At 54.3% G+C, this 10,592-nt stretch carries 15 protein-coding genes and 1 pseudogene; 9 read left to right on the top strand and 7 right to left on the bottom strand.

Annotated elements, in window-relative coordinates; translation table 11 throughout:
- The 8 genes from KIF87_RS16380 to KIF87_RS16340 all read left to right on the top strand — a co-directional run.
- Nucleotides 1-1,365 (top strand): RHS repeat-associated core domain-containing protein (locus KIF87_RS16380; RefSeq protein ID WP_213329547.1); only part of this gene is annotated, 1,365 nt, incomplete at its 5' end.
- 5 nt (nt 1,366-1,370) lie between these two features.
- Nucleotides 1,371-1,691 (top strand): hypothetical protein, encoded by a 321-nt coding sequence (locus KIF87_RS16375; protein WP_249665937.1) that lies wholly within the window; start codon nt 1,371-1,373, stop codon nt 1,689-1,691.
- A gap of 111 nt (nt 1,692-1,802) precedes the next feature.
- A complete protein-coding gene (locus KIF87_RS23475; RefSeq protein WP_213329572.1) occupies nt 1,803-1,916 on the top strand; it encodes an RHS domain-containing protein in 114 nt (37 codons plus the stop codon).
- Nucleotides 1,868-2,443 carry an RHS repeat-associated core domain-containing protein gene (locus tag KIF87_RS23615; protein WP_213329570.1) on the top strand — a complete coding sequence of 192 codons (576 nt, stop codon included), beginning with the start codon at nt 1,868-1,870 and terminating at the stop codon, nt 2,441-2,443. The genes KIF87_RS23475 and KIF87_RS23615 overlap by 49 nt, the downstream gene beginning before the upstream one ends.
- The gene (locus tag KIF87_RS16360) at nt 2,440-2,751 is read left to right on the top strand and encodes a hypothetical protein (protein ID WP_213329543.1); all 312 of its coding nucleotides are present in this window, start codon (nt 2,440-2,442) and stop codon (nt 2,749-2,751) included. The genes KIF87_RS23615 and KIF87_RS16360 overlap by 4 nt, the downstream gene beginning before the upstream one ends.
- Before the next feature lie 565 nt (nt 2,752-3,316).
- Nucleotides 3,317-4,585 carry an RHS repeat-associated core domain-containing protein gene (locus KIF87_RS16350; protein WP_213329540.1) on the top strand — a complete coding sequence of 423 codons (1,269 nt, stop codon included), beginning with the start codon at nt 3,317-3,319 and terminating at the stop codon, nt 4,583-4,585.
- Nucleotides 4,560-4,907, top strand: coding sequence for a hypothetical protein (locus KIF87_RS16345; RefSeq protein ID WP_213329574.1), 348 nt, complete (start codon nt 4,560-4,562; stop codon nt 4,905-4,907). The genes KIF87_RS16350 and KIF87_RS16345 overlap by 26 nt, the downstream gene beginning before the upstream one ends.
- Nucleotides 4,908-4,912: 5 nt before the next feature.
- Nucleotides 4,913-5,119 (top strand): hypothetical protein, encoded by a 207-nt coding sequence (locus tag KIF87_RS16340; RefSeq protein WP_213329538.1) that lies wholly within the window; start codon nt 4,913-4,915, stop codon nt 5,117-5,119.
- Nucleotides 5,120-5,172: 53 nt separating this feature from the next.
- On the opposite strand, the pseudogene KIF87_RS23310 reads toward KIF87_RS16340, so the two are convergent.
- Together KIF87_RS23310 and KIF87_RS23405 are read right to left on the bottom strand one after the other, a co-directional pair.
- Nucleotides 5,173-5,374: pseudogene (locus tag KIF87_RS23310) on the bottom strand (SymE family type I addiction module toxin).
- A gap of 355 nt (nt 5,375-5,729) precedes the next feature.
- Nucleotides 5,730-5,861 carry a hypothetical protein gene (locus KIF87_RS23405; RefSeq protein ID WP_283771131.1) on the bottom strand — a complete coding sequence of 44 codons (132 nt, stop codon included), beginning with the start codon at nt 5,859-5,861 and terminating at the stop codon, nt 5,730-5,732.
- Here KIF87_RS23405 and KIF87_RS16335 point away from each other — a divergent pair.
- On the top strand, nt 5,860-6,027 hold the full coding sequence (locus KIF87_RS16335) for an RHS domain-containing protein (protein ID WP_213329537.1): 168 nt from the start codon (nt 5,860-5,862) through the stop codon (nt 6,025-6,027). The two genes, KIF87_RS23405 and KIF87_RS16335, sit on opposite strands and share 2 nt — an antisense overlap.
- A 72-nt stretch (nt 6,028-6,099) precedes the next feature.
- Here the strand turns inward: KIF87_RS16335 and osmV are convergent, their stop codons facing one another.
- The 5 genes from osmV to KIF87_RS16310 form a co-directional block, all read right to left on the bottom strand.
- Nucleotides 6,100-7,245, bottom strand: a complete 1,146-nt coding sequence (gene osmV, locus KIF87_RS16330) for an osmoprotectant ABC transporter ATP-binding protein OsmV (RefSeq protein WP_213329534.1) — start codon at nt 7,243-7,245, stop codon at nt 6,100-6,102.
- Nucleotides 7,245-7,892, bottom strand: coding sequence for an osmoprotectant ABC transporter permease OsmW (gene osmW, locus KIF87_RS16325; protein ID WP_006808875.1), 648 nt, complete (start codon nt 7,890-7,892; stop codon nt 7,245-7,247). Before osmW ends, osmV begins: the two co-directional genes overlap by 1 nt.
- An 8-nt stretch (nt 7,893-7,900) precedes the next feature.
- A complete protein-coding gene (osmX, locus tag KIF87_RS16320; RefSeq protein WP_033145383.1) occupies nt 7,901-8,800 on the bottom strand; it encodes an osmoprotectant ABC transporter substrate-binding protein OsmX in 900 nt (299 codons plus the stop codon).
- Between the two features lie 18 nt (nt 8,801-8,818).
- A complete protein-coding gene (gene osmY / locus KIF87_RS16315; protein WP_213329531.1) occupies nt 8,819-9,529 on the bottom strand; it encodes an osmoprotectant ABC transporter permease OsmY in 711 nt (236 codons plus the stop codon).
- 276 nt (nt 9,530-9,805) lie between these two features.
- Nucleotides 9,806-10,543, bottom strand: coding sequence for a YoaK family protein (locus KIF87_RS16310; RefSeq protein ID WP_213329528.1), 738 nt, complete (start codon nt 10,541-10,543; stop codon nt 9,806-9,808).
- Nucleotides 10,544-10,592 lie beyond the last annotated feature (49 nt).

Below are 10,592 nucleotides of genomic sequence, written 5' to 3'. Positions count from 1 at the left end.
ACCGTCAGAGCCCGGGAATATACTCCGGACGCCCGGAGTCTGATTTCTCACATCACCGACACCGCCACCGGGGAATGGCACTTCAGCCATGACGAACGGGAGCGTCTGGCCGCCACCGCATTCACGCCGCGCCGGGTGGACGGACTCATGTCATGGCAGGAGTCCTTCACCCACGATGCCGCCGGCAACCTGACCGGCCCCCTGACGGTCACTTCCGGCAATCGCCTGACGCGCGCCGGGAACACCCGCTATGAATACGACGGCTACGGCAACCGCATTCTTGAGGTGACCGGCAGCGAGGAGCATCACTACACCTGGGACACGCAGCACCGCCTGACCGGCTACCGCTGCCGGGTACGGGGTCAGGAGACCGCGCATTATCGTTATCAGTACGATGCCCTGGGGCGCCGTATCCTGAAGGAGGATTTACTTGCCCGCACCGCCCGCCGCTTTTTCTGGCAGGGAGAGCGCCTGCTCGGCGAGTGTGATGCCGGACGCTTCTGGCCCGGCAGGCTGCCGGATAATCCGCAGCTGCAGGAGGCACTCCGCGATGCGTCCTGCCGGGTGTGGCTGTATGAGGATGAACATGACTTCCGCCCGCTGCTCATGCTCTGCGGACGGGAGGCGAACGCCGGGGTGTATCACTACGTCTGCGACCACCTCGGCACGCCGCTTGAGCTGCGCGATGTCCGGGGCGGCGTCGTGTGGTCAGCCATGCTGCGCAGCTATGGTCAGGTGCATCATGCTGATACTGCTGGGATAAATCAGCCGCTGCGCTTTCAGGGGCAGTATCATGACGGGGAAAGTGGGTTATACTACAACAGGCACCGGTATTACGATCCGGGCGTGGGGCGGTACCTGAGTCCGGACCCGGTAGGGCTGGCGGGTGGGTTAAACCTGTATTCATACGTACCGAATCCGCTGCAATATATTGATCCGCTTGGATTATGTAAGGTTAAAAGCGCAAGAGCACGACAAGCACAAATGTTACAAGATGATGTGGGATATAATATAAGTCCAAAAAGCTGGGATCAATATCCTGCAATTGGTCGAGATGGTACATTTGTTACCGACAAAGACGGTGCGTTGAAATATTTTAATGGTATTGAAAAAGGAGATGTTACTATATCTAAATCTCTTGCTTCGACTATTGAAAAAGATATGGGGTTATATCCGGGTTCATTAAGTGATGGATTCAATATTAGAAGAGTTGATGGCATTTCTAATATGCAACCACGAAGTCCATTAGGTGGCAATGATTATTTCTTAGGCCCAGGTCAGCACTTGTCGGGAGGCGCACCAGAAATGGTGATAAACTCTGTACCAACATCAACTCCAGTAACTATACGGGTGAATGGAAATTGAATAAGATGCCAAATGATTCCATTATTGTTATTGATATAGCGGGAAATGCTGTAAAAATAAAGGCTTTTGGTCAGAGTTTGATTGGAAAAATGCAGGTGATAGGTTTTTCATCAATAGATGAATTTATGGTTTTACCTGTAAGTGATGACCAAGATAAAAAAAGAATAATAAGATTACTAATCAGTGAAGGTGCTCTTTTTTTATATGGATATGGTTGGTATCCGTCAGAGGTAATGGAGTATTATAAAGAACAAAATATTAATTTAGGGAAATATAAGGTTATATATTGGACTGATAAGGACACTTATCATATAGAAGAACGATGATGTATTCTTATTAAATAAAAAGCCAGGAAAGATCCCCAAATCTTCCCTGCTTTTATTATTTAATTCCCGTCAGATCCCACCCTCAATTCTGTCGCGCTTAATCATCAGAATATCTGCGACCACCTCGGCACGCCGCTTGAGCTGCGCGATGTCCAGGGCGGCGTCGTGTGGTCAGCATGCTGCGCAGCTATGGTCAGGTGCATCATGCTGATACTGCAGGGATAAATCAGCCGCTGCGCTTTCAGGGGCAGTATCATGACGGGGAAAGTGGGTTATACTACAACAGGCACCGGTATTACGATCCGGGCGTGGGGCGGTACCTGAGTCCGGACCCGGTAGGGCTGGCGGGGGGGATAAACCTGTATGCCTATGTCAAGAATCCGCTGACATGGATAGATCCTTTAGGTCTGACAGCTTGCCCTGAAAAAGTTGATACTTTAAAAACTGGTGGTAAAAATACTACTGTTGATGTCAGGACTAAAGCAGAGGCTGATGAATTACTTCATGCTGCATTTCCTGATTATCAGAAAGTTAAAGGTGTTGGCTCTCAAGATGCCGTTGGTATTAGAAAAAAACGAAAAATGGATCGCTTTAAAGAAGGTAGCGCATATCATAAAGATTACGCAATTGATCCTGAAACGGGGCGAGTAAGAGGACATGCTTCAACTGACGAACATGGCAACTTTCCGCATATAAATATTAAGCGAGCAGATGGCGTCAAATTAGTGATTAATATCACCGGTGACATATGAATACAAACCCTAACTTAATAAAAAAAATAGAAAATGGGAGTCAGGTAGGACAGCGAGTTTCTTTTCTAATGGACGGTGAAATTTGCTGGACTTCTGTAGGCCTGCAAAAGTGGAACGGAAAATATAAAGTATATATTGACGAGATCTTAGAATCAAAAATGAATTCTGAAGAATATCAAAGAGAAGAGGTAATTAATTTTGATTTACTTGATAATGCTTTAGAGTTTATTGAAAATAACACGCATGTAAAAGTATTTGATTTGATTCCGTGTAAAGGACAGCGAATATTTAATCCAGATTTCGACTAGACAGCCGGAGCCCGGCGGCAGAAAATCGCGCGCCGGGTGAGGCTGGATGAGGATGAACATAAGTCGGGAAATGAAGCATTCAGGCCAGCGGTCGAGTCACGGTTCGCCACGAAGACGGCGCGGAAGAGCACTGGCGGCACGATCCGGAGACCGCCCGGCTGCTCGAACAGACCGGTGCGGACGGTGCCACCACCCGATATGAATATGATACCCGGGGCAACCTTGTCTCACTGACCGATCCGTCGGGCGCGGTAACCCGCTGGCGTCATAACCGTGACGGCCAGGTCACGGAGGAAAGCCTGCCGGACGGGCAAATTATTCGTCGCCATTACAGCGCGGGCCGCTGTACTGAGCAGATTATCTACAGCGCTGACGGGCTGGCAAAACAGCGGGAGCGCTGGCGTAAATCCGCTACGCCCGGGACGGTTTCGGCCGGCTGACGTCAGCAGACGACGGTGAGTGGCCGCTCGCATGGCAGTATGACCGCCGCGGGCTGCTGACTGCCGAGCATCAGGGACCGGCAAGCACGTACTATCAGCGGGATGTCACCGGCGCCCTGACCGCCATGCGTCTGCCGGACGGGCGGACCGTGTCATGGCAGCGCCAGCGTGGCCAGATAACCCATACCGCCCTGGACGCGCAGACGCTGGTCCGTCATGCGTGGCGAAACGGCGCGGAGCACATCCGGGACGGCGGGACGTTTCGCCAGTATTTCGCCCGTGACGCCCGCGATCGTCTGGTCCGTCAGTCCGTCGTGACGGCGGACAACCGCACCGTCAGAGCCCGGGAATATACTCCGGACGCCCGTAGTCTGATTTCGCGCATCACCGACACCGCCACCGGGGAATGGCACTTCCACCATGACGAACGGGAGCGTCTGGCCGCCACCGCATTCACGCCGCGCCGGGTGGACGGACTCATGTCATGGCAGGAGTCCTTCACGCACGATGCCGCCGGCAACCTGACCGGCCCCCTGACGGTCACTTCCGGCAATCGCCTGACGCGCGCCGGGGACACCCGCTATGAATACGACGGCTACGGCAACCGCATTCTTGAGGTGACCGGCAGCGAGGAGCATCACTACATCTGGGACACGCAGCACCGCCTGACCGGCTACCGCTGCCGGGTACGGGGCCAGGAGACCGCGCATTATCGTTATCAGTACGATGCCCTGGGGCGCCGTATTCTGAAGGAGGACGTACTTGCCCGCACCGCCCGCCGCTTTTTCTGGCAGGGAGAGCGCCTGCTCGGCGAGTGTGATGCCGGATGCTTCTGGCCCGGCAGGCTGCCGGATAATCCGCAGCTGCAGGAGGCACTCCGCGATGCGTCCTGCCGGGTGTGGCTGTATGAGGATGAACATGACTTCCGCCCGCTGCTCATGCTCTGCGGACGGGAGGCGAACGCCGGGGTGTATCACTACGTCTGCGACCACCTCGGCACGCCGCTTGAGCTGCGCGATGTCCGGGGCGGCGTCGTGTGGTCAGCCATGCTGCGCAGCTATGGTCAGGTGCATCATGCTGATACTGCAGGGATAAATCAGCCGCTGCGCTTTCAGGGGCAGTATCATGACGCGGAAAGTGGGTTATACTACAACAGGCACCGGTATTACGATCCGGGCGTGGGGCGGTACCTGAGTCCGGACCCGGTGGGGCTGGCGGGTGGGTTAAACCTGTATTCATACGTACCGAATCCGCTGCAATATATTGATCCGTTAGGGTTGTGTAAGGAAAAAACTGATTTTTATGTTGGGCCAGACGGCCCAAGTTCGACTATGCCTTCTACAGCTTACCGATATATGAATAGCAAATATGCTGCACAGACAATGGAAAAATAATTCGGCTCCATTAAGTTACTTCGGATATACAAAATATAACTCTGGACATGAAGCCAGAGATGCCTATCAAATATTTTATGAGAAAGGTAACCCTGATTCATGGAGTGATGCGCGGTTAGTGGGAGAGTTTGATACGTTACAACTTTATAAAAATGGTGTGCCTCAGGTTCAAGTCCCTCTAGCTAATGGTGGCAGAGGGCCTGGATATGAGCTTTTTACCAGCGCATATCCTGAGTATGGAAAAGGTGGGGCATTACAGTTGCTACCGACAGAACATAATTACCCTATTATTTTTGAACGTGTTAGTGTTATTCCAGAGTAAATGCTATGACAGATGAAGAATTACGAAAAAACCTTGCTTATTTAATAGGTAAGTATGTTCCGGAGAATCAAAGAGATACATTTTATGATGATATATCAAAACCTTATGTGCCAGTAAAAGGTATTTTGGCGGATTTTAATAAAGTCAAAACCAGAACTGTCGATCAAGTGGATGGTGACTTAATAAGTGATATTTATTTTCACTTCTGCTGATAAAAAGCCGGGTAAGAAATTAAATCTTCCCGGCTTTTTTATTTAAATCTCGTTCAGTACACTAAACTAAACACTCCATCTTTAATCCCCTTAACCACTTGTTTAGCCTGATAAAGCTGCTCGCGTAGCTCTTGCACCTCGTCACCGTCCGCCTTCAGCACCATACACCCCCTCCGAAATCTTCACACTCACGTCCGTTCAGATCTCAAACCCCGCGTCCGACAGCGAGTTGTCCATAAGGGACATACTGGGCATGCTTGAGCATTCAGTTGGAATTTTGGAAAAAATCACATCTGAAAGAATATCTATTCACACTCAAAAATAATTTTATTCATGTCCTCTCAGTAAATTTAAATAACCTGTAACAGGTTGCCTGATATATATCAGGCACAATTCTGAATTTGCATAAAATTCTTTTTCTGATCGCGCCCACCTAATAATATCAACATATGCAGGGATCATTTCCACAGCCTGCGGTAGCTATCACCAGGTTCTCATTTCGTTCTGATTTTCCACTACCGTTGTCTTATTACTTGCGGGGTGACGGCAAAAAATTCAGTGTCGGGCGGCTGATTAGTGCTGGCGTTGGTGGATAGCCACTGTCATGGAACTATGACTGGCGTCCCCGGAGTCCGCTGTCGCACATCACCGACACCGCCACCGGGGAATGGCACTTCAGCCATGACGAGCGGGAGCGTCTGGCCGCCACCGCATTCACGCCGCACCGGGCGGACGGACTCATGCCATGGCAGGAGTCCTTCACGCACGATGCCGCCGGCAACCTGACCGGCCCCCTGACGGTCGCTTCCGGCAATCGCCTGAAGCACGCCGGGGTGTACCACTACGTCTGCGACCACCTCGGCACGCCGCTTGAGCTGCGCGATGTCCGGGGCGGCGTCGTGTGGTGAGCCATGCTATGCAGCTACGGTCAGGTGCATCATTTATCCTCACCGTTACATTTAATCCATTAAAATACTCATTTAATCGCTATGAATATTCAGCGCCCGGCGCGTACGCCCGGAGCTCAGATACTCGGCAATATAGTCCTGCGAAATCTCGCCGTTGTAGCGACCGTCCTCATCCACGATCGGCATCCAGCTGGTATTACTCTCATACAGACGTGAAAGCACCACGCGCAGGTTGTCTTCCGCTTTGCCGGTCATGCGGAACGGATGCAGGATGTCGGCGCAGGTACCGCTGGCGTTGCGCGCTTCGCGACGCTTCACAAAGCCCAGCGGTTTGCCGTGCTCGTCGACCACCGTCACGGCACGAATGTCGTTATCATCCATGGTCGCAAAGGCGTCGGGAAGCGGAGTAGAGCCCCGCACCGTAATGGTCGGCTGCTGGTCGGTGACGTCGCCCGCCGATACCAGCAGCAGGCGCTTCAGCGTCCGGTCCTGGCCGACGAACGATCCGACAAACTCATTCGCCGGTTTCGCCAGCAGTTCATCCGGGCTGGCGCACTGCACGATTTTCCCCTGACGGAACACCGCAATACGGTCGCCGAGCTTCAGGGCTTCATCGATATCGTGGCTCACCAGCATGACGGTTTTTTTCAGCTTGCGCTGCATCTCCAGGAACTGGTTCTGGATCACCTCGCGGTTGATCGGGTCCACCGCGCCGAAGGGTTCATCCATCAGCAGTACCGGAGGATCTGCCGCCAGGGCGCGGATCACGCCGATACGCTGCTGCTGGCCGCCGGACATCTCGCGCGGGTAGCGGTTGAGGAACTTGTGCGGATCCATCGCCACCATATCCATCAGCTCTTCGGCGCGGGTTTTGCAGCGCGCTTTATCCCAGCCCAGCATGCGCGGCACGACGGTAATGTTCTCTTCGATGGTCATGTTCGGGAACAGGCCAATCTGCTGGATCACGTAGCCGATGTTGCGACGCAGGGTGACGGTGTCCATCCCGCTGGTGTCTTCACCGTTGATCAGGATCGTCCCGCTGCTTGGGGTAATGAGGCGGTTAATCATCTTCAGGGTGGTGGTCTTCCCGCAGCCGGAAGGGCCGAGCAGGACGCACATTTCCCCTTCGGGCACGGTCAGGTTGACGTTATCGACGGCCTTAAAGGTCTGGCCGTGCTTCTGTGAAAATTGTTTGGTGAGGTTTTCCAGTTTTATCATTATCGAATCCCCTTTGGAGTCAGAACCACCTGCAGACGGTGCAGCAGCCAGTCAAGCACAATTGCTAAAAGACAAATCATCAGCGCGCCCGCAATCAACATGCGAATATCGCTTCCGCCGATGCCGTTGAGCAGCAGCAGGCCCAGACCGCCCGCGCCGATCACGGCGGCAATCGCCATCACGCCGATGTTCATCACCACGGCGGTGCGGATCCCGCCGAAAATCACCGGCAGCGCCATCGGGATTTCAACCCAGCGCAGGCGCTGCCAGAAGGTCATGCCGATGCCGCGCCCGGCTTCGCGCAGGCCCGGCGGCAGGCTGTCGAGCGCGGTATGGGTATTACGCACAATCGGCAGCAGCGAGTAGAGAAACACCGCCGTGATCGCGGGCAGGGCACCGATGCCCTGACCGATCAGCGAAAACAGCGGGATCATCAGGCCAAACAGGGCGATGGACGGAATGGTCAGCACGATGGTGGCTATCCCCAGCACCGGCGTTGCCAGCCACTTATGGCGGACAATCAGAATGCCCAGCGGTACGCCGATGATGATGGCTAAGCCTACGGCCAGCGCCACCAGCCACAGGTGCTGCAGCGTCAGGGTTAAGAGGTAATCCCAGTTGTCCAGAATGTAGTGAATCGTCTCCATAGCGCCTCCTACAGCAGCTGTTTGCTACGCAGGAAATCGCGGGCGACCTGCTGCGGTGACTGATGGTCGATATCCACCTTCTTGTTCAGCTCGGTGATAACGTCGTTGTTGAGCTGGGCCGAGAGGGTGTTGAGCGCCTCTTCCAGACCGGGGTTGGCCTCCAGCGTGTCTTTACGCACCACCGGCGTTACCGCGTAGCTCGGGAAGAAGCCTTTATCATCTTCCAGCACCTTGAGGTCGAAGCCTTTCACGCGCCCGTCGGTGGTGTAAATCAGACCGGCGTCAACGAAGCCGTCGCGCACCGCGTTATAGACCAGACCGGGGTCCATCTGACGGATTTGCGGGCGGTCCAGATCCATCTTGTAGGCCGCCTGAAGCGGCTTCATGCCGTCGCTGCGCCCCGCAAACTCCAGGTCCAAGCCCAGCAGCCAGTTTTTGTCCGGATTGGTTTTACGGACCTGCTCAATCTTCGCCACCATCTCCGACATGGTGTTGATATGTTCCGCCTCGGCGCGCTTGCGCTGCATGGCGAAAGCGTAGGTGTTGTTCATGTCTGCGGGTTTGAGCCAGACCAGACCGTGCTTCGCGTCCAGGCGTTTCACCGTCTCGTAAGACTCCTGCGGCGACATGCGCTTGTTGATGTGGTTAAAGATGATCAGCGACGTGCCGGTGTACTCCCAGGTCATGTCAATCTGCTTGTTGATCATCGCGTTGCGGGAGATCACCGTGGCAATGTTGGTTTGCGGCTGGACCTGAAAACCTTTCTTTTGCAGGTACTGCACGGTCATCGCCGAGAGAATGTGCTGCTCGGTAAAGCTCTTGGTCGCCAGAATCAGCGGGGCCGCCATCGCCTGGCTGGTGAACAGGGCCGCGGCACACAGCGCCGTCAGGCCGGAAAACAGTCTCATAAAAGCTCCTTGTTATTGTTATCGAGCGAGATGGGGACTCATCACGCGACCCAGCGCCGCCAGCAGGGTATCGAGGATCAGGGCGATCAGGGCGGTGGCCGCCGCGCCGAGGATCAGGGTCGGAAAATCGTTCAGGTAAATACCGGGGAAAATCAGCTCGCCGTAGCTGCTGGCGCCAATCAGGAACGCCAGCGGTGCGGTACCGACGTTAATAGCCGTGGCGATGCGGATCCCCGAGAGCATGACCGGCCAGGCGGCTGGTAGCTCAACCTGACGCAGGCGCTGCCATTTGGTCATCCCGATGCCGTTTGCCGCCTCCAGCAGCGACGGCGGGACCGAGCACAGCCCGGCGTAGGTGTTACGCACGATCGGCAGCAGCGAGGCAAGGAACAGGGCGATGATGGCGGGCGTATCGCCAATGCCAATCACCACCATCGCCAGCGCCAGGACGGCCAGCGGCGGCAGCGTGTTGCCGACGTTGAAGATTTGCATCACATATTCGGCGATACCCCGCGCGGCCGGGCGGCTCAGCAGAATACCGGCTGGAATACCCACCAGCAGGGCAAAAAACATCGATGAGAAAACCAGAATCATGTGCTGTTGCCCGAGATAGACCAGGTCAACCTGGCGCGCCTTTATCGTCTCCATCCCGATACCCCAGACGAGGAGGACGAGGACCACGATAATGGCGCCGACAAACAGCAGCGAACGTTTGAGTAATGGGTGCATTGCGGTGTGTCTCCCTGTGCGCATGCGTTATAGCAACCACCGGTTGCCTGTTGTTATGCCATGTTTCGGCAGGGGTATTTCACCTATAGCAAGCGTTTGGGAAGGGTTCCAGCGAAGGGGTAAAATCAGTAACCCTATGAAAACAGTGACAACCTGGTGTTAAGCCTTATGGCGTAAGGGCTGATTGAGGGGCAGGCAGAATAGTCCTAAAGCGAATTTGCAGATGTGACAACGTCACATCTGCAAAGCTTTTACGCCCAATACAGGTTATTATCTTCATAGAGAGGCGCGAACGCGTCGAACCCGCGACGAGACGGTGATAATTGAAACGATAGCGACCACGGCAAGCATCAGTCCGAGCGCCAGCATGGCGTTAAACCCGATCCACCTGAACAGCAGCAGCCCCGCGATACCGCCCGTAATAAACGAGAAAAGGGTGGTTAAGTGGGTTTTCAGCTGACTTTTTTGTGCCGCCGTATCTTTGGAGTAATCCCTGCGCAGCATCGCTACCATTACGGAGGCCAGGGATATCCCCGCGTCCGTCAGCGTGCCGGTAATGTGCGTCGATCTCACCCGTCCGCCGGAAAGTTGCGTGGAGGTGGAATTATGAATGCCCATCAGGCCGCACAGAAAAAGAATAATCTCGCGGTTGCTGGTGAGGGCATGAAAATACATCTCGTAGAAGGAGACGCCGGTCAGCAATATCCCCTCGACAAACAGGATCTGGCAAAAAACCAGCCTGACGTTATGGATAATGCCCCATATTACAATCATGCGGGCAAGAATAGCGCCTGCGACAAAGGAGAGAATAATCGAGCCGAAGAAAATAATATCGCTCAGGTCGGTGGAAGAGACTTCGCTGGATAACTGTGAGGTGTTGCCGGTCATGTGTGAGGGGAAAAAACCAAATGCCCCAAGGGCGATGGCATTGAGCAAACCTGCCGAGGTCGCCAGCCAGAGAGCAAGCCGGCGATCCTCCTTATGCGTTCGTTCTTTCTTGAGTCTAATCAGCAAGAATACCTCCGGGTTGAGCTTTGCCTGAATAGTCAGGCTAGCAAAGCGG

Origin of the sequence: Enterobacter sp. 120016 (assembly GCF_018383635.1) — a bacterium.
Classification (GTDB): domain Bacteria; phylum Pseudomonadota; class Gammaproteobacteria; order Enterobacterales; family Enterobacteriaceae; genus Enterobacter; species Enterobacter asburiae_D.
This window is presented reverse-complemented; position numbering and strand designations above follow the sequence as displayed.

What these genes read in the sequence shown, in the direction of transcription:
- KIF87_RS16375 (WP_249665937.1), top strand. Translation starts at nt 1,371, where the DNA reads ATGCCAAATGATTCCATTATTGTTATTGATATAGCGGGAAATGCTGTA.
- KIF87_RS23615 (WP_213329570.1), top strand. Translation starts at nt 1,868, where the DNA reads ATGCTGCGCAGCTATGGTCAGGTGCATCATGCTGATACTGCAGGGATA.
- KIF87_RS16360 (WP_213329543.1), top strand. Translation starts at nt 2,440, where the DNA reads ATGAATACAAACCCTAACTTAATAAAAAAAATAGAAAATGGGAGTCAG.
- KIF87_RS16350 (WP_213329540.1), top strand. Translation starts at nt 3,317, where the DNA reads ATGCGTCTGCCGGACGGGCGGACCGTGTCATGGCAGCGCCAGCGTGGC.
- KIF87_RS16345 (WP_213329574.1), top strand. Translation starts at nt 4,560, where the DNA reads ATGCTGCACAGACAATGGAAAAATAATTCGGCTCCATTAAGTTACTTC.
- KIF87_RS16340 (WP_213329538.1), top strand. Translation starts at nt 4,913, where the DNA reads ATGACAGATGAAGAATTACGAAAAAACCTTGCTTATTTAATAGGTAAG.
- KIF87_RS16335 (WP_213329537.1), top strand. Translation starts at nt 5,860, where the DNA reads ATGCCATGGCAGGAGTCCTTCACGCACGATGCCGCCGGCAACCTGACC.
- KIF87_RS23405 (WP_283771131.1), bottom strand. Translation starts at nt 5,861, where the DNA reads ATGAGTCCGTCCGCCCGGTGCGGCGTGAATGCGGTGGCGGCCAGACGC.
- osmV (WP_213329534.1), bottom strand. Translation starts at nt 7,245, where the DNA reads ATGATAAAACTGGAAAACCTCACCAAACAATTTTCACAGAAGCACGGC.
- osmW (WP_006808875.1), bottom strand. Translation starts at nt 7,892, where the DNA reads ATGGAGACGATTCACTACATTCTGGACAACTGGGATTACCTCTTAACC.
- osmX (WP_033145383.1), bottom strand. Translation starts at nt 8,800, where the DNA reads ATGAGACTGTTTTCCGGCCTGACGGCGCTGTGTGCCGCGGCCCTGTTC.
- osmY (WP_213329531.1), bottom strand. Translation starts at nt 9,529, where the DNA reads ATGCACCCATTACTCAAACGTTCGCTGCTGTTTGTCGGCGCCATTATC.